The organism is Pseudoalteromonas sp. BZA4 (assembly GCF_040104395.1).
In the GTDB taxonomy this organism is placed as follows: domain Bacteria; phylum Pseudomonadota; class Gammaproteobacteria; order Enterobacterales; family Alteromonadaceae; genus Pseudoalteromonas.
The window spans coordinates 24,102-42,209 of record NZ_JBECOT010000028.1 but is presented as its reverse complement, the minus strand read 5'-3'; the positions used below and the strand labels follow the sequence as shown (position 1 = coordinate 42,209).

Sequence of the window (18,108 nt, the reverse complement as noted above, 5' to 3'; positions counted from 1 at the left end):
TTGATTGAACGTAAGCGCATACAGCTATTTTATTAATTATAAATGACAGTTTGAAGGTTGCCTCACAACTTCTATTATTTCTGTTGTAGAGATAGAGGGAGTACGCTCTAAATAAGTTACATCACAAAGTTGGCTAAATTGATCAAATCGACCAGCCCAATCGTCCCCCATAACTAGCAAATGGGCTTGATGATCTTTTATGTACTCACCTTTTAATTCTAGAGAATGCTCTACAAATACTTCGTCGACACACTTCAATGAACTAATAATTTTCAGCCTATCAGCTTCACTATATACGGGCTTTCGACCTTTCTTAGAGAAGTTTAGTTCATCGGAAGATACACCAACTATTAAATAATCTCCTAACGCTTTAGCTCGTTCTAATATATTGATGTGTCCCACATGAAAAATATCGAACGTGCCAAATGTAATTACCCGTTTCATTGGTGCTCCTCTAAATAAGATACAATTCTCTTAGCAGAGTGACCATCCGTAATACCTGCCAGTTTATAGACTATTTCTTTTCTTTTTTCTTTAAATTCGGCTGTTTCGTTAACACTTGAAGTTAATAACTGCTTTAAATCTTTATAACTTCCTGCACGAGTACATAGCTCATTGAAGTATTTGATATCTTCATCAAGTCGAGCTTTTAACCTATAAGAAAAAACACCTCTGTAAGACCAGCGCAGCTTATAGAAATCACACCAGATAACAGGCTTTTCTAATGCTGCAAACTCAAATATGGCTGACGATGCATCAGAAATCATTATATCAGCAAGTTCTAAAAAAGGAGTAAGGTCAAAATCGAACTCATTAGCAAGGTAAACATTCTTAGCGCTAGCCCACTTCTCAAGCTTTAGGCGTTGTTTTTTATATTTTTTCTTAAACAAACTAAAGAAATGAGGCTTAACGATAATATTAAATTCATCAAAATGCTCAGGGAAATCATCGCTGAAACATTCTAAAGAACTCGGATAAAAAGTAGGCGCATATAGCAAAGTTTTTTTTGTTGGATCTAGGCCTAGATTTTTGAGGCTTATAGTACCAAGAGTCTGATTAAAAATAGGGTCTAATTTTGCGTAGCCGCTATCAATAAAGTTACCTTCAGGATAGAGTGTTTTTAAACGTTGAAGTCGGTGTTCACCTTCAACAAACCGCACTGTCATCTTGTTGTTCGATACGTCGTAATAACACTGTTTTGGGCCTATCCCATGCTGCATCAGTACAGTCTTTTTATTTAAATCCTCAGCACCTGCGAATGTATTGCCAAATACGACCCAATCTGCATCTGAGTTCTGATAAAAGTCAAAGGTTTCACTTGTGTTTGTTAACCACTTTGCAACTATTGCATTTTTATCTATAAAGTCACAACATACTGCACGACTGCGCTCATCTTGTTCTTTATAGAAAACCATTGAGACTTTGTGGCCTTTTTCTTTTAACTCCTTTAAAACAGGCAAGTACTGTGGAATGTAATATAGATGTTGAACATCAAAATATAACTGCATCATTTACAACTTAATAACTTAAATCAATAGCTATTGTACATAAATTACATTTTTGTTTCAGCCCACAATTAAAGTTTATATTAGCTAAATATCAATTACCTCAGGGCGCAGCGGTGCTAGGCGGCTAAGGATTTGATTTTGTACTGTTTGCGGGATCTGTTGTTCGTCCATAGCATTAATCAAAAGCTCTACCACACGGTTAAAGTCTTTTTCAGGGATATTCATTCCGGTGTGGATATCAACCATATTGTCGCCTTTGTATTCACAAGGACCGTCTGTGACGCTACACAAATGAGTAATAAAACCTTGTCGAAAATGGGCGACATTCGTTTGTTTAAAATAAGCTAAAATTTGTTCGTCACGGCCTATTTGATTGATAAAACTATCAACCAGTTTTTCAACTCCTTGTTCGCCATTAATTTGCTGATACAAGGTGCTATTGTTGCTACTTGCACAACCAACTAATATAACGGCAAATACAAATGTAAAAAGTGTTTTCATCATTACCAATACCCTGTTACAGAAAGATACCAACCTGTTTGATCCTTAGCCCCAGCAATACTTCCTAAGTCTAACCAAGCAGCAGTCACGCTAACATACTTATTAGGAAACCAAGCAACAAACACATCCTGCCAATCTTGCTCTCCTAAGCCAAGGTTATTGGACTTTTCACGATACTCAAAACCCACAGCTATTTGGTGGGTTAAAAACACAGCTGTCGATGCTTCAAATAACAATTCTTTATCGCTATCAGGGCCGCCAAAGCCTAACAAGCCAAGCTGATTAGCATCGCTATAACGAAAAGTGGTGTTCCAAAACCAGTTATATCCAGCAAGCGCGCCCAAATGTAATTTACTAGCAGCAAGATATACATCGGTACCGCTGGTATCTTTGGCGCCGAGTAAGTTTGCGATACTGCCGTCATCCAGTGATTTATGTTGTACACCCAAGCTCAACTGCGGCCATTTACTGTAAACGATATCACCGTATAAGCGCACTTTTGCACCTGTAACTGATTGCTCAATATCGGTATTTAATGCCGGAACTTCGAAGCGTTGCTCAGCGTAACTAAATTCAACGCGATCATAAATATTTAGCTGCGCGCCACAAACATCTAAGCGGTAATCGCTCACATCTGCACGGCTGCAAAAACCATTTATTGCTATTTCATCATCACTTGCATAGCCTGCAAGCTGCGCCCAAGGGACAATACCACCACCCGCGCTACCTTCAACTTGTGAGACACCAGGCGTTGCTAATAATTTACCCGATGCAGCTAATCCTGAACTTGCAAAACCGATACAAGCCAGACAAAACAACCAATTAAGACGCTTCATTGTACACCTCTAACCACTGCAAAAACTGCTCTGATTTTAGTGGCCTACTTAAATAATACCCTTGTGCATAATCGCATTTATTTTGCACTAAAATATCCAGTGAATTTTTGTTCTCAACCCCTTCAGCAACAACCGAAAAGCCCAGCTGATGACCTAGAGTAACCGTAGATTGCACTATGTATTGATCTTGACGAGACTGATCTAATTGCAAAATAAAACACTTATCAAGTTTTAGCTCATCAATCGGTAATGACTTTAAGCGCCCAAGCGATGTTTGCCCTACACCATAGTCATCCAACGAGATTTTAACCCCCAAGGTTTTGAGGTTTTCTAGCGCCTTAATACCTTGCTCTTCGTTCTCAATCATATCGCGTTCTGTAAGCTCAATTGTGATCAAGCGCCCATTAACAGCATGTTTTTCTAACTGTTTAGCAAGGTGTGAGTAAAAGCTTGGGTATGCAATATCTTGCGCAGAGACATTAATCGCAGCCTGCATAGTAATACCTTGCTGTTGCCATGCTGCAACTTGCGACACTACGGTTTTAACAACCCAAGAAGTTAACTCAACAATCACCCCCGATTGCTCTGCTAAATCAATAAACAGTTCAGGTGAAACCCACTGACCGTCTTTGCGCTGCCAGCGGATTAACGACTCAACTTTATCAATGCTATTAGTTTTAATATTTAGTTTTGGCTGATAGGTCATGAACAGCTGACCGTCATCATCAACAAGGGCTTGCTTAAGTTCATCAATTATTGCTAGGCGCTCAAGATGTTCTTCGTCTTCACCTTCTTGATAATAATGAATAGTTTTATGCTCGCAAGATGCAGTATCAACAGCAATTAACGAGCGACGCATTAAATCCTCAGGGCTGACATTTTGCGAAAGGCAATGCACCACCCCAACACTAAAGCGTAACGTAATGTTTAAGCCTTGAATTAAGTAGCCAGCCTGTAACTGAGCAACTAACTTCATTACCGCATCTTTAAATTGTTTCGTTTCATCGGCTGGCAATAAAGTTAAAAATTCGTCACCGCCAATCCGGGCATTAACACCATTATGATGAGCTGAGTATTCACCAATACGCTCAGCAACCGCTTTTAAACAATCATCACCAATACGCGGACCTAATTTATCATTGATATGACGAAGGCCGCGGATATCTATAGCAACCAGTGTGTACTCAGCTCCTTCGGCAAACAAGTTTTCCATATTTTCTAACATAGCAGAACGGGTATAAAAACCGGTTAATGAGTCATGGCTAGCTTGAAAACTTATTTGCTGTTCACGCTCTTTGATGTCGTTACCCATGTTGTTAAAGGCATCAATTAAAGTGGTGATCTCGCTACTTTGCTTTTTACCTACAAATTCAGCTTTATAATTGCCACGGGCAAATTGCTGTGCAAGTAAAGTAAGCTTTGAAAGCGGTGTCGTGAGGTTTTTAGCTAAGATACCACTGGTCAATACGCCTATCACAACCGTAATAGCAGCAAGCACAATAATGGTAAAAAACAGCTGTTCAAACTCACGATAACTCTGGGTTAGATCAGCACTTAATAGCACAGAAACTAGGTGTCCGGGCAAAGATGGTAGTTCAACTAGTCGGTTTCTATAGACCGGCTTTTCACCAAATATGCGCTGCGTTGTCTCGTTATTAAAATGCGCTAATACAGAAGTGCTTTGTGGTTGCTTGGGCAGCGATGTCTCTACCACACCATCCTCTTCACCAATAAAACTCACATCCATTGTAGTGAGTTTTTTAAGCTCTGCAGCAACCAGATCGTTAATCTCGAAGCCCACTAAACTGTAGGCAACAGTTCGCGGCGCACGTACTGGCAGTAAAATAACTTGGTAAAGGGTTTGATCAAGTACAATGAAATTTGATTGTTCAGCATCAATGAGTAATTCATTCATCAATGCAGAAAACTCATCTGGCATATGATTAAATTCAGTATTTGCTGAGACCAATTGCCCTGATAAATCCACAAGCAACATCAAATCAGCGTTTATTCGGCGACTGTGGTTATTCAATACACTGCTAATGGTATCAGCGTCTTGAGTAGCGACCGCTTGTTTAAAGCCAAAATCTGCGGTCAGCACCTTTGCAGCAGTTAATAGCAGGCTTTCTTTAGCGCTTAAATATTGCTTAAAAACATTTTCAGCAACATTAATATCTTCACGTAGCTTTTGATCGTTAAAGCGATTTGTCGACCACCAAGAGCTCGCTAAACTGACTAAACTAGTTAATAAAACCAGGCTTACGCATAAGGCTATGATCCGCCCTCTTAAACTATGAATCATTATCTGCCTTAAACATTTCACCAAACGTATTACGCGGTGCAGGTTCATTCGTATTAATTGTAATATCAGCGACTTGCTCAGTTACAGTGACTGATAATTTTTTATTAATTTCACTTGCTTGGTTTGGGTGCCAAATCGTTATACTAGTTGGAACAGTAATACCTTTTAATTGTACTTTACCATCCTCTGCTGTTTTTAGTGTATTAGCGCTATTTGCGACATAGATATAACCCACCATAGAGTCGTGAATATTACAGCCTAAGACTACAACCCCGGTGTTATCAAACAACTCTGGTTTTTCTGGACGGTCAGCGTAAAGCTTAATATTAAAAGGTTTAGCACTTGAAAAAGAATAAACATGATGGCGAATATTATCGCTATTAGGAAAATCAACAGACTGTCCTTGTTGTATCACCAATACATTAGGTGAAAACTGCTTATTAACCTGATCCATCACAGCAACGGGTAATTGCGTGCTCGGTAAGTTCGCATTATTTTCTAATTCGATTACAGCATCAGCCAAAGGCTTACCAAATTGATCACGAACGGTAAATGAAATATCAGCAGCGAATGCAGTTGCTGCGCTGCACAGAACTACAAAAGAACATACCGTGCGAGCACAGTGCGCAAAAAACGTCATAATTGAACCTTGCTTAGCCTAGTTTGCTAATAAGTATAGATTAATCTTAGCTTAAGTTAATGAGAGAGGGTATGAAAAGTAAGAAAAAAGCCAAGCAGTTTTACTAGAAAACCAACTTGGCTTTAATAATATTGACTTAGAGCATATCTAAGTTAAAAAAATAGCAATTAATTGTGCTTAATTAAGCCGTATTCTTTATCTAAAATAGCGATTACTTCACTACGAGGGTCGCTTGGAATAGTAATTTCTTGACCAATGATTTTACTCGCAATGCCAACGTAAGTATCAGACACTTCAAGCATCACTGACTCTGGCAAGGTGTAGTCTTTAGCAAGCTGCTCACGCTCGTCCATGCGGTCTTTATTTAATAACACATCGCTGTCTGGCACGTTATTAATTAATAACTGGCGAAAACCCTCTTTTGAGTTTTCAATGATTTTACCGTCACGGTAAGCTGGGCCATCCCAGATACGTGATGAATCAGGCGTGCCTACTTCATCAATGTAGATAAGCTTATCTGAACCATCAATGTCTTCAACATAACCAAATTCAAATTTAGTATCGACAAAGATTTGGTCAAGCTGTGCAAGTTCATCACTGATCAGCTTAAAGCCTTCAACAAGTAGTTGCTCATATTTAGCGACATCGTCTTCAGACTTGAAGTTAAAAACAGATAGGTTATTGGTGATGTTTTCACGAGTAATGTTCACATCATCTACTTCAGGAATGTCAGTAACACCTGTGATAATGCCTTTGGTTGATGGCGTAATTAACACTTCATCTAGCTTTTGGTTCGCAGCTAGTCCCTCTGGTAAATCAATACCACAGAAATTACGCGTGCCTTTCGCGTAATCACGCCACATACTGCCAGTAATATATTGGCGAGCAATGGCTTCAACTTTTACTGTACTTGCTTTACGCACAATCCATACATAAGGGTGTGGAATATCAACAATATGGTTACCAGCAAGGCCTGCTTTATCAAATAACTTAAACCAATGAGATGCCACAGAGTTTAGCGCGATGCCTTTACCAGGAACACCATTTAAACCGTTTTCACCTTGCCAAATACAATCAAACGCAGAAATACGGTCAGAAATAACCATAATAGCTAGCTCAGTTCCTTTTGGAACTTGATAACCTTTTTCATTAATTAAACGAGCGCTGTCTTCATCAGTTAACCAATAAACTGAACGCACTTTACCACTGTGTACCGCACCTTTAGTACGGATCGGTAAATCATCGTTTACGTCTAAAACTTTATAGCTAGTCATGCTATCTCCGATAGTATTTGGCATGCTCTTGTGAGCACATGTATGGGATTGGGGTTATGGCCGCCTATAATAATCTAGACGCTTTGAAAGCTCAATCATTGCACTATCATCAGCAGCCTGCGGATGTAATAAAAACCATAAAAATTTAAACTTTCAGTAATTTTGCTGTCATAAACATTATTTCGCTATACTAGTGCCCTCGAAATAGGAGGTTTTCTTGGATTACTTAGCAGCTACACAATCAAAAAAATATTTAATGTTTATTTCGCAGAACTATTCGTATGCGATCTTACGCCCATTGCAACGGGAGATTTTAGCTCGTGGTGGTGAAGTTAAATGGTTTTTACATGGGAAAACTGTAAATCGTGATTTTCTTGATGAAAGCGAGCAAACCTTAGATAGCGTTGAGGCTATACACGATTGGCAACCCGATGTACTTTTTGCACCTTCTAATAGTATTCCCACTTTTATACCTGGCGTTAAAGTTGGTGTATTCCATGGCTTTGATGCGGGGAAGTTAAATAGCAAAGGCCAAAATGATCATTTTAAAGTTAGAGGTTGTTTTGATTTGTACTGTACGCAAGGTCCAAATACTACTGCACCTTTCCAAGCTTTAGCTAAAAAGCATGGCTTTTTTCAAGTAAAAGAAACCGGCTGGCCAACACTCGACCCTTTTTTTAGTGAGATTGAAAACAATCCGTATAAAAACCCAGACGACAACAGAAAAACACTCTTAATTTGTTCGACTTTTTCAAAACGCCTGTCTCTTGCACCTAAATTATACGAACAAATAAAAGCATACAGTGAGCAAGGTAAATGGCGAATTTTGGTGCAATTCCACCCGAAAATGCCAAGCGAGCTTGTTGAACAATACAAGGCTCTACAAAACGAAAACCTAACCTTTGTCGAGACTGATAACGTATTACCACTATTACAAGCTGCGGATGTCATGCTGTGTGATACCTCATCCATTTTGCTTATGTTTATCTTACAAAGAAAGCCTGTCGTAACTTTCTGCAATCAAGCACCCGGCGAGCACCTTATTGATGTCACAGATGTCGATAAACTAACTGAAGCGATTGATTATGCCTTCACACAGCCTGCTGAATTAATGGCGAAAATTGAGCACTTCTGCCAGCAACTGCATCCATATCAAGACGGATTATCGAGTCAACGTGTACTTGCTGCTAGCAATGAATTACTATTGAGCAATCCTGCACTTAAGCCGAAACCACGTAATTTTATTCGTAATTTTAAAATGCGTAGAAAATTAAATTACTGGCAATGGTAACAATTCATAGGTCGTTATGATCACGCTTGAAAATGTGCTTTTTAAATGGCACGCAAAACAATCCGAGCCGACGATCAATATTACTAAGCTAGATATTGATCAAGGCGAACATGTTTTTCTTCACGGTCCGAGTGGTTGTGGTAAATCAACGTTATTATCATTGCTTGCTGGCGTCACAGTGCCAACACAAGGCAATATCGAGCTGCTTGGTAAAGCGATTAACCAACTTAGTAATAGTAAACGGGACCGTTTTCGTGCCGACCATATTGGCTATATTTTTCAAAACTTTAATTTACTCCCCTATTTATCGCCCATTGAAAACGTGACTTTAGGTTGCCAATTTTCAAAGCAAAGGCAAAAAAATGCTTTAAAAAATAGTGCAACAATAGCCGCTGAAGCAAGCCGCTTACTGAGCGCTTTAGGGCTAAATGATAACTTGCAGCATCAAGCAGTTGCACAGCTGAGTATTGGCCAGCAACAAAGAGTTGCCGCAGCGCGAGCCTTTATTGGCAGCCCTGAAATTATTATTGCAGATGAACCTACCTCAGCACTCGACACACAAAATCGCCAAGCATTCGTAAAATTGTTATTTGAGCAGGCAAGCGCAGCAAATAGCACGCTAATTTTTGTTAGCCATGATGAAACATTACAAACGCTATTTACCCGCAGTATCAGCCTTGTTGAGTTACAAGGAGGCACAGATGCTACTCATTAAACTCGCCACAAAAAGTTTATTAAACCGAAAGGCCAGTGCCCTACTCACCCTGTTTACCATAGCTATCAGCGTAATGTTATTAATGTCGATTGAGCGAGTTCGAGTTGATGCTAAAAGTAGCTTTAGCAATACAATTTCTGGCACTGATTTAATTGTCGGTGCGCGAACGGGCGATATCCAATTACTGCTGTCTTCAGTCTTTCGCATTGGTCATGCTAATAATGGCGTGAGTTGGAAAAGTTACCAATACATCTCTGGGCAACGGGGTGTGAAATGGGCTATTCCTATGTCACTTGGCGACAGCCATAAAGGTTTAGCTGTACTTGGTACAAATAAAGACTATTTTGAGCACTATCGTTTTGCTAAAAAGCAGTCATTGAGCTTTTCACAAGGCCATGAATTTAATCACTTATTTGAGGTTGTTTTAGGTGCAGAGGTTGCCAGCAGCTTAGGCTATCAGCTAGGCGATGAAGTGGTGATTGCGCACGGCATGGGCAATACCAGTTTTCATAATCATGACGATAACCCATTTAAAGTGGTCGGTATTTTAAATCCAACGGGCACGCCTGTTGATAAAACCCTGCATATTCCACTTGCAGCAATTGAAGCGATTCATGGTGGTCATGCTCATCAGCATGAAGCCGTTCAGGCTGATGCAAATGACCACGACCACGACCACGACCACGACCACGACCACGACCAGCATGATGATGTTGATTTAATTGGCACACCAAAACAAATAACCGCTTTTTTACTTGGTTTCGATTCACCACTTTATACCTTACAAGTACGTCGTAATATCAACCAATACAAAGATGAGGCACTGCTTGCCATCATGCCGGGGGTTACTTTGCGTGAACTATGGGAAATGCTCTCTATCGTTGAAAAAATCTTGCTATTATTTTCTATCGTCGTGGTGCTGATCAGTTTGCTTGGCATGTTAACGAGCCTGCTTTCAAGCTTAAATCAACGCCGCAGAGAACTTGCAATTTTGCGCTCTGTTGGCGCAAGACCTTGGCATATTTTCACCTTGATCTGTGTCGAATCATTACTCATTACAGGGCTTGGCTGCATTGTTGGCATCGCATTATTCTATGCTTTAATGCTACTCGGCGCAGATTACTTGCAAAGCCATGCCGGAATAAGCCTAAATATAGCCTTATTGTCATCCTATGAACTCATGCTTTTAGCTGCGATAATGGTCGCAGGCTTTATTGTTGGGTTAATTCCTGCAACCCGTGCGTATTTCTACTCTCTTGCTGATGGCATGAGTATTAAAATTTAAGGAATGTTATGCCGTTTTTTCGAAAATTCGTCGCTTTAGTCGCATTAGTTGTGTGTTCTGGAGCTAATGCTGGCGCACCTAAAGAAATCTTCTGGGAAGATTTAATTCCAAAAGGTCATGTGCAAATCGATACCCAAGCGCAAGCAAACCATGAAGGCTCTGAACAAAACTGGGTGCAACCAGACCTTGATGCTCCCGTGGTAAAAGAACTTAATGGTCAATCAGTAAGTTTGCCTGGTTTTGTTGTTCCGCTTGAAGGCGACAGCGAAGTGATCACCGAGTTTTTATTGGTACCTTACTTTGGTGCTTGTATTCACGTACCACCACCGCCGCCAAATCAAATTGTGCATGTCACGATTAAAGACGGCGTACCAATCGAAAGCCTATACGATGCGATTGTCGTGACTGGCGTTATCAGCACCGAAACTTGGTCTGGTGAAATTGCTCAAGTCGGCTATAAAATGAAAGCCGTTGGTGTAGCACCATTTGAGTTATAAGTTTTTAAAGAGCATGCTTTTGCATGCTCTTTTAATTAATCTACCACTTTTTCTTTTTCCAGTTCCTGTTCGCTCAATTCATACCATCCGCCACCAAGGGCTTTATAAAGCGTTGCTAGGCTTTGCAGACGATCATTCTTTGCCTGCGATAACGCTATTTCTGCCGAAAATAACTGGCGCTGTGCATCCATTAAATCAAGGGAGCTGGCAACACCATTGCTATACCTAAGGCGTGCTAAGCGATAGTAATCTTGGCTACTGAGCACCAAGCTCCTTTGCGCATCATAGCTTTGCTCTGCCGACTGATAGTTCGAAAGCTGATTGCTTACTTCTTGCAGTGCCACCAGCACTGTTTTTTGGTATTGAATACTTGCCTGATAAGCACGTTGTTCCGCCACCGTTAAATTTGCCTGATTGCGGCCCATATTAAATATTGGCATTAACAGCTCTGAGCCCAGCAACCAAACCTGCGAATTACTGGCGAGCAAATCACTAAAATCAGTGCTTTCACTGCCAAGCTCCGCATATAAATTAAGTTTTGGAAATAAAGCCGCTTTTGCGACCCCAATCTCAGCCATTGCCACTTGCCATTGATACATTGCTTGCTGTACATCTGGCCTACGCTTTAACAGTTCACTAGGTAGTCCTGTGGGTAATTGCTTAGGAAGAGTTTGCACAGATAACTCATTCCCCCCTTGCACATCAGCATTGGCATCACCAATCAAAAACTTTAACTGATTAATAATCCGCCTTTCACTGTGCTGTAAAGGCGGGATCTTCACTTTCGCTGACTCTAATTCAACCTCGGCTTGGCGCTGTTCTAACCCTGAAATAATACCGCCTTTTTTACGAATACGCGCAATTTCAAGCTCCTTCTCGCGAAGCTTAATCGTACTCAGGCTAATTTTTAATTGCTCTTCAACTTCTTTGAGGGCAAAAAACTGCTGCGCAACATCAGCAATCAAGGCGAGCTGCAACGCGTTTCTTGCTTGCTCTTGGCTATAATAATTTGCCAGTGCGGCTTCGCTTGCACGTCGGTTACTACCAAATAAATCTAGCTCCCAACTTAAGTAACCTTTTAAATCAAAGGTATTTTCGGGGCTACTATTGAGTTCTTCTTCTCGCTCTGAAGTAAGCCCTACATTCACATCAGGCCATAAAGCGGCATCGGTAATTCGATACCGAGCTCGCGCTTCAATAATTTTCGATTGCGCAATTAACATATCTTGGTTATTAAGAAGCGCTTGGCTAATCAGCTTTTGCAAATGAGGGTCGCTATATATTTGCTTCCAGCCCGCTAAAGCCTCCGACTGTGGCGTAGCTGTTGCGCCCATAAAATTAGCAACTTCACTATGCTCAGGTGCTTCAAAATCAGGCCCTACAGCACAGCCTTGAATGCAGGCGAAACAAAGCAATGGTAACAATTTATGCATCGACTTGCTCCTCTACTACTTTAGAGGCCGGTGTTTGCTGTTTTTTTACAAAGCGTGCAGCGGTAATAAAGAACAGCGGCACTAATATTATGCCGATAGAGCTTGCCAGTAACATCCCCCCTAAAATAGGCATAGATACTGACTGTCGACCAACCGCTCCGGGGCCAGAAGCAAGTACTAACGGCAATACACCAAGCACAAAAGAGGCTGCAGTCATTAATATAGGCCGAAAGCGAGAACGGGCGGCTTCTATTGCTGCATCAGCGGCATCCATACCTTCTTGATAAAGCTGATTTGCCACCTCAACAATCAAAATTGAGTTCTTTGCAGCAAGGCCTATCAAGGCAATAAAGGCGACTTGAAAGAATAAATTGTTTTCATGTCCCGTCACTAAGGTCAATACAGAGGCTCCCAACATAGCAATCGGGCTTATTAGTAGTACAGCAAACGGCAAGCTCCAACTTTCATAGAGCGCCGCTAAAAATAAAAATACAAACACAACAGCAAGGCTGATAGCGATACTTAGCTGACCCGATGAGCGAATTTCTTGATAGGTTAATCCTGTCCATTCATAGCCAAGGTTAGGCGGTAGTTTTGCCATTTCTTCTTTAATTACGTTAATTACATCACCCGATGCATAGCCTTCAGCTGGCGATACATTCACCATGGCACTGGTAAACATATTAAAGCGATTTATTGCAGACGGACCGGTTGTTAAATTTAACTTAGCAAGCACATTTGATGGCACCATAGCGCCATTTTTTGAACGCACATAAAATTCGTTGAGGTTTTCAGGGCGTGCCCTAAATTCATCTTCAGCCTGAACTTTAACCCGATAAACGCGGCCAAATAAATTAAAGTCATTAATTGTTGATGAGCCAGTAAGCACTTTCATTGTGCTGTAAACATCGGCAATCGGCACCTCTAATGCCATGGCTTTTTCTCTATCTAACTCTAAAAACAGCTGAGGTACTGAGCCACGCAGTGAGCTACTTGCTTTAGCAACTTCAGGGCGGTTATTTAAATTTGCCAGCAGTACCTCGAGCGATTCAACCAGACCCGTTAAGTTGCCTCCTGTTTTTTCTTGCAGCGCAAACTCAACACCAGAGCCCGAACCAAGCCCCGCCACAGCCGATGGCTGAAACACATTAAATTCAGCATCGGGAATGGCGTACAGCTGCTTACGAATATCATTCATCACACTTGTGACCGTAAAACCTTGCTCTGCACGCACTTGCCAAGGCTTTAAAATCACCTCCATTTGACCATGTGATTGCGCACTACCAGCACGGCGGTTTTCACCCGCTAGTGTGAATGAATAAGCTACCCCAGCATGGTTCATAACAAATTGGTTGGCTTTACTTATCACCTCATTGGTACGTGAAACCGTTGCCGCATCTGGCAAGGTAATATCAACAAAAAAGCGTCCTTGATCTTCTTGCGGCATAAAGCTACTTGGTAATTGGCTGAACACAAAGTAACAGCCACCAAGCATTATAAAAAAGCCAATATAACTACGTTTTGCTTTTTCAGAGCATGCCTTTACAAGCCAGGTGTATTTTTTGCCAACACCTTCAAGCCAATTATTAAATTTAACAAAAATCTTATTATTTGATGGGAGGCTAGGTTTTAAGAAAATCGCACATAAAGCAGGGCTCAAGGTTAACGCAACTAGGGTCGAAATGAGTACCGCAACGGTAATTGAAATCGCAAATTCTCGGTACATAATGCCCGTAATACCGGCTAAAAATGACACCGGCACAAACACCGCTGCCAGTACTAAAGAGGTTGCCACTATGGCGCCAGAAAGCTCTGTCATCGCTTGCTTAGTAGCAGCAACTACCTCCATATTTTGCTCATTGATCAGTCGCTCAACACTTTCGACTACGACAATCGCATCATCAACGACGATGCCGATTGCCAATACCATAGCCAATAAACTGACATTGTTTATGGTAAATCCAAATGCAGCCAAGGCGATAAAGGTACCCACTATTGACACCGGCACAGCTAAAGCGGGTATTAAAGTTGTTCGCCAGTTTTGCAAAAATAAATACACCACTAAAATCACTAAGATCAGCGCCTGAATAAGGGTATTGATCACCTCATTAATCGACAGCTTGATAAACTCAGAGGCATCATAAAATAACTGCCATTTCACTCCCTTTGGAAAAGCCGCGCTCAGGCGCTCCATCTCAGCCTTAACGCGCTCAGTAACCGCTAATGCATTAGAGCCTGGTAACATATAAACCTGCAAAATAGTGGCGGGCTGTTCATTTAGTTTTGAATTTAAAGTGTACGCAGACGACGCCAGCTCAACCCTTGCAACATCTCGCAAACGGATCATCGAGCCATCACTATTCACTCGCAGCATAATGTTATTAAATTCATCAACCTTATTAAGCCGTCCTTGTGCCCGCACCGGAAAATTAAGCTTAATTGCATCGCTCATTGGCTGAGCCCCAATCTCCCCAGCAGCGGCCTCTTTATTTTGTGCTTTGATTGCTGTGGTCACATCATTCACGGTTAACTCGTAGCCCGCTAAAATATCAGGCTTTAACCAGACCCGCATAGCATAAGAACGCGAGCCAGTGTTACGCACTTTACCAACCCCCGGAACACGCTTTAAAGCCGCCTCAACATTGATGCTAGCGTAGTTACTCAAATAGATTTCGTCATAGCGGGGGTCATCAGAGGTCAGTGCCAGTTTCAAAAGCTCAACGGAACTTTCATTAGAGACATTCACCCCTTCAGTTTGCACATCAACAGGTAAATTACTGCCTGCTTGGCTTGCGGTGTTTTGCACATCTACAAGGGCGAGATCTGGGACGGTGCCAACATCAAAGGTGAGTGTGATCCCAACACTGCCAGAGTTAGTTGCCTTTGACTCCATATACAACATATTCGGCGTGCCATTTAATTCTTGTTCAAGAGGAATGGCTACCGACTCCGATGCGGTCTCAGCCGTTGCGCCAGGGAATGAAGCAGACACTTTAACCGACGGCGGAGCAATATCAGGGTATTGATCAATCGGTAGGGTTAAGAGCGAGACCAAGCCTGTGAGTAAAATAACTAACGAAATAACGATAGCAAACACTGGACGCTTGATAAAAAAATGCGAAAACATAGTTAAGCTCCCTGCTGATTTTTTTCATCATCTTGTTTGCTTGGTTTATCTGGCGCCAGTGGAATGGTGCCCGTGTTTGGCGTTAATTGGCGTTTTTCAAACTCGGCTAACGAAATCGCTTTTACTTGCTGACCATGACGAATACGATGCAAACCTTTCACCACCACTTGCTCACCGGCACTCAAGCCAGCGCTGGCAACAATCCCTTGTTCACCGTAATGCTCAACAACAATAAAGCGCCGCTCTATCTCACCTGAATCAAGTACCACCATCACATAAATACCGCCCTGCTCAACTTGCGTAGCTTCTTCAGGGACAACTATGGCATCTTTCAACTCAGATAATTTAATCCGTGCTTTTGTATATTGCCCAGGTAATAGCTCACTATTAGGGTTAGGCAGTTTTGCTCTTACTTTAAAGGTGCCCGTTTTCGGGCTAATTTTAGGGTCGGTAAAACTCACATCGCCCCAATATCGATACTCACTGCCATCAGGCAAAGAAATACGTACAAAGCCCTCAAGTGCCTTGCCTTGTTGTTCGGCTTGTAGCTGCTCCATCATGCTGGTCATACGCCGCTTGGCATTCAAATAATCAAGAGCCGACATATTAAAATTAACGAAAATAGGGTCTATTTGCTGAATGGTAGTAAGGAGTGAAATACCGTTACTGCCGACCAAAGCACCTAGATCGGCTTCAGAGCTACCAACCATGCCGCTAATTGGCGCCGTAATACGGGTATATTCTAAATCAAGCTTGGTTTCTTCAAGTTCTGCTTGGGTTGCTGATAATGACGCTTGCGCTTGCTCTTGGATAGAAATTGCATTGTCGTAGTCGAGCTGACTTGCTGCATCTTGCTCGTAGAGGGGTTTTAAACGAGTAACATCGCGCTTTGCTTTTGCCAGCGCTGCTTGGTCTTTTTGTAGTGCGGCTTTAACGCGATTAAGCTTAGCTCGGTAGGGTCTATCATCAATGGTGTAGAGTAAATCACCTTCGTTTACCCAACTACCTTCAACAAATTCAACACTTTGTACAAAACCGGTGATCCGTGCGCGTACTTCAACATCAAGTGATGCGTCTGTACGCGCCACGTAATTCCCATACAGCGGCACATCAAACTGCTTAACCTCAGCGGTAACCACTTCTTCAACGATAACTTGAGGTTGCTCTTTAGAACAACCCACCAGTGCCGCTAAGCACACGCACCCTATGACGTATTTGTTTAATAGCATACAACCTTCTCATTCCTTAAGCCTGTCTCTATCTTGCTATCTGTTGCAATACTACATAGATGAGGGATTCTTTGTTATTTTTGACAATTAGAGCAGTACACAGTGCTTCTTTGCCCTAATCTAATTTCTTTTAATGGCTCTTTACACGTTACACATGGCTCACCTTTGCGACCATAAACTAGTAATTGTTGGGCAAAATAACCGGGCTTACCATCACTTTGAGCAAAATCTTTTAATGTTGTGCCGCCTTGCGTGATAGCCGCAGCAAGTGTTTCTTTAATAATAGGCACTAATTGCTGATAACGCTTTAAAGACACCTTGCCGGCTTCTCGTTTCGGGTGAATTCCGGCCTTAAATAACGACTCATTGGCATAGATATTACCTACACCAACGACCACAGCGTTATCCATAATAAACTGTTTAATTGGTACTTTTTTATTTCTAGACTGTTCGTAAACACGCTTTGCAGCAAACTCATCGGTAAGAGGCTCCGGTCCAAGCTTGGTTAGCAAGGTATGACATTCGCCTGGTGCTTGCCATAAGCAGGCACCAAAGCGACGCGCGTCGTTGAGCCTTAGCGCTTTACCTGAGGCTAAAATAAATTCGATATGGTCGTGCTTTTTTAATGGCTCATCTGCGCTCACAACTCGTAAGTTGCCCGACATTCCTAAGTGCAAAATAACGCTACCCAGCTCACAACCGAGTAATAAATATTTTGCTCTACGCTCCACTGAAGTAACTTTAAGTCCTTGTAATTGATATACATCATCAGGCACAGGCCAACGCATACTGGGGTTATGAATATTTACTTTGGTCACTGTTTGGTTAAGCACATGCGGTGTTATTCCCAAACGGCTAACTTCAACTTCTGGTAATTCAGGCATCTGTGACTCTCTTAAAACGGGTATAACGGAAATAACTTAGCAGCATCAGCTTGTTCAAGCTCAAATACTCGTTGTAACCGCTTATCTAATAAATAGTATTGCTGATCTATGTTGTACAACTGATACACCGCTGGCAACTGCTCACCGGCTAGCCACACGGAGGCAACATAATCAGCCGATATCTGTGAAATTTTACTCACAGGGAGACTGGCAATAGTCAGTTTTTGATGTTGCCAAAGTTCAACGAGTTGTTCGAGCTGCTGCTCATCGCCTTGCCATGTGGTTTCTTGCAGTGATTGGCTACGCCAAGAGGTGCCGATACGCTCGATTTTTAATTCTGGAAATGCCATTGCTAAAATGAAGCTTTGCTCTGGGAGTAATGCTTGTACCCCTTCTTCAACGGGCTGTGTATTGAGCTTTTTATGTAGGCCATTGAAGAAAAAAATCATCAATAGCATCGAAATAATCACCACATTATTCCATGCTTTTCGGCTCAAGCGCATCAGTATCTTCCTCAGTTTTCAATATCTTAAAGTGTAACCAAAAAGGACATTAATTGGCAGTTGTAATTGATCAACAAAATTTC

At 41.6% G+C, this 18,108-nt stretch carries 16 protein-coding genes; 4 read left to right on the top strand and 12 right to left on the bottom strand.

The genetic code is table 11. From position 1 onward, the window contains the following. Positions 1-36 precede the first annotated feature (36 nt). The 7 genes from ABMY41_RS12715 to ABMY41_RS12685 form a co-directional block, all read right to left on the bottom strand. Positions 37-444 (bottom strand): adenylyltransferase/cytidyltransferase family protein, encoded by a 408-nt coding sequence (locus tag ABMY41_RS12715; protein WP_054561010.1) that lies wholly within the window; start codon positions 442-444, stop codon positions 37-39. Continuing rightward, entirely contained in the window at positions 441-1,511 is a 1,071-nt protein-coding gene (locus tag ABMY41_RS12710; RefSeq protein ID WP_289096976.1) for a CDP-glycerol glycerophosphotransferase family protein, read from the bottom strand. Before ABMY41_RS12710 ends, ABMY41_RS12715 begins: the two co-directional genes overlap by 4 nt. Positions 1,512-1,592: 81 nt before the next feature. Further along, positions 1,593-2,009, bottom strand: a complete 417-nt coding sequence (locus tag ABMY41_RS12705; protein ID WP_289097018.1) for a group 1 truncated hemoglobin — start codon at positions 2,007-2,009, stop codon at positions 1,593-1,595. Positions 2,010-2,011: 2 nt separating this feature from the next. Further along, on the bottom strand, positions 2,012-2,845 hold the full coding sequence (locus ABMY41_RS12700) for a DUF3034 family protein (protein ID WP_287241655.1): 834 nt from the start codon (positions 2,843-2,845) through the stop codon (positions 2,012-2,014). Further along, positions 2,832-5,147, bottom strand: coding sequence for an EAL domain-containing protein (locus tag ABMY41_RS12695; protein ID WP_252949511.1), 2,316 nt, complete (start codon positions 5,145-5,147; stop codon positions 2,832-2,834). The genes ABMY41_RS12700 and ABMY41_RS12695 overlap by 14 nt, the downstream gene beginning before the upstream one ends. Beyond that, positions 5,137-5,787 (bottom strand): methylamine utilization protein, encoded by a 651-nt coding sequence (locus ABMY41_RS12690; RefSeq protein ID WP_054561014.1) that lies wholly within the window; start codon positions 5,785-5,787, stop codon positions 5,137-5,139. Before ABMY41_RS12690 ends, ABMY41_RS12695 begins: the two co-directional genes overlap by 11 nt. A 167-nt stretch (positions 5,788-5,954) precedes the next feature. Continuing rightward, positions 5,955-7,061, bottom strand: coding sequence for a phosphoribosylaminoimidazolesuccinocarboxamide synthase (locus tag ABMY41_RS12685; RefSeq protein ID WP_287241660.1), 1,107 nt, complete (start codon positions 7,059-7,061; stop codon positions 5,955-5,957). 217 nt (positions 7,062-7,278) lie between these two features. On the opposite strand from ABMY41_RS12685, the gene ABMY41_RS12680 reads away from it, so the two are divergent. Genes ABMY41_RS12680 through ABMY41_RS12665 form a run of 4 tightly spaced genes read left to right on the top strand, consistent with a single transcriptional unit; the run spans position 7,279 to position 10,849 of the window. Further along, a complete protein-coding gene (locus ABMY41_RS12680; RefSeq protein WP_349274897.1) occupies positions 7,279-8,352 on the top strand; it encodes a CDP-glycerol glycerophosphotransferase family protein in 1,074 nt (357 codons plus the stop codon). 16 nt (positions 8,353-8,368) lie between these two features. After that, on the top strand, positions 8,369-9,067 hold the full coding sequence (locus tag ABMY41_RS12675; RefSeq protein WP_349274896.1) for an ABC transporter ATP-binding protein: 699 nt from the start codon (positions 8,369-8,371) through the stop codon (positions 9,065-9,067). After that, entirely contained in the window at positions 9,054-10,352 is a 1,299-nt protein-coding gene (locus ABMY41_RS12670; protein WP_349274894.1) for an ABC transporter permease, read from the top strand. Before ABMY41_RS12675 ends, ABMY41_RS12670 begins: the two co-directional genes overlap by 14 nt. An 8-nt stretch (positions 10,353-10,360) precedes the next feature. Beyond that, complete coding sequence (locus ABMY41_RS12665; RefSeq protein ID WP_252949503.1) at positions 10,361-10,849, top strand: DUF3299 domain-containing protein; 489 nt, start codon at positions 10,361-10,363, stop codon at positions 10,847-10,849. A gap of 35 nt (positions 10,850-10,884) precedes the next feature. Here ABMY41_RS12665 and ABMY41_RS12660 read toward each other — a convergent pair whose 3' ends face one another. From ABMY41_RS12660 to ABMY41_RS12640, 5 genes are all read right to left on the bottom strand, one after another. Next, the gene (locus ABMY41_RS12660) at positions 10,885-12,282 is read right to left on the bottom strand and encodes an efflux transporter outer membrane subunit (RefSeq protein ID WP_289096980.1); all 1,398 of its coding nucleotides are present in this window, start codon (positions 12,280-12,282) and stop codon (positions 10,885-10,887) included. Continuing rightward, on the bottom strand, positions 12,275-15,409 hold the full coding sequence (locus ABMY41_RS12655) for an efflux RND transporter permease subunit (RefSeq protein WP_289096981.1): 3,135 nt from the start codon (positions 15,407-15,409) through the stop codon (positions 12,275-12,277). Before ABMY41_RS12655 ends, ABMY41_RS12660 begins: the two co-directional genes overlap by 8 nt. Positions 15,410-15,411: 2 nt before the next feature. Continuing rightward, positions 15,412-16,638 carry an efflux RND transporter periplasmic adaptor subunit gene (locus ABMY41_RS12650; RefSeq protein ID WP_251601113.1) on the bottom strand — a complete coding sequence of 409 codons (1,227 nt, stop codon included), beginning with the start codon at positions 16,636-16,638 and terminating at the stop codon, positions 15,412-15,414. 74 nt (positions 16,639-16,712) lie between these two features. Beyond that, a complete protein-coding gene (mutM, locus tag ABMY41_RS12645) occupies positions 16,713-17,522 on the bottom strand; it encodes a bifunctional DNA-formamidopyrimidine glycosylase/DNA-(apurinic or apyrimidinic site) lyase (protein WP_251601115.1) in 810 nt (269 codons plus the stop codon). 11 nt (positions 17,523-17,533) lie between these two features. After that, positions 17,534-18,025: a hypothetical protein gene (locus ABMY41_RS12640; protein WP_287243648.1), complete on the bottom strand. Its 492-nt coding sequence runs from the start codon at positions 18,023-18,025 to the stop codon at positions 17,534-17,536. Positions 18,026-18,108: the final 83 nt, after the last annotated feature.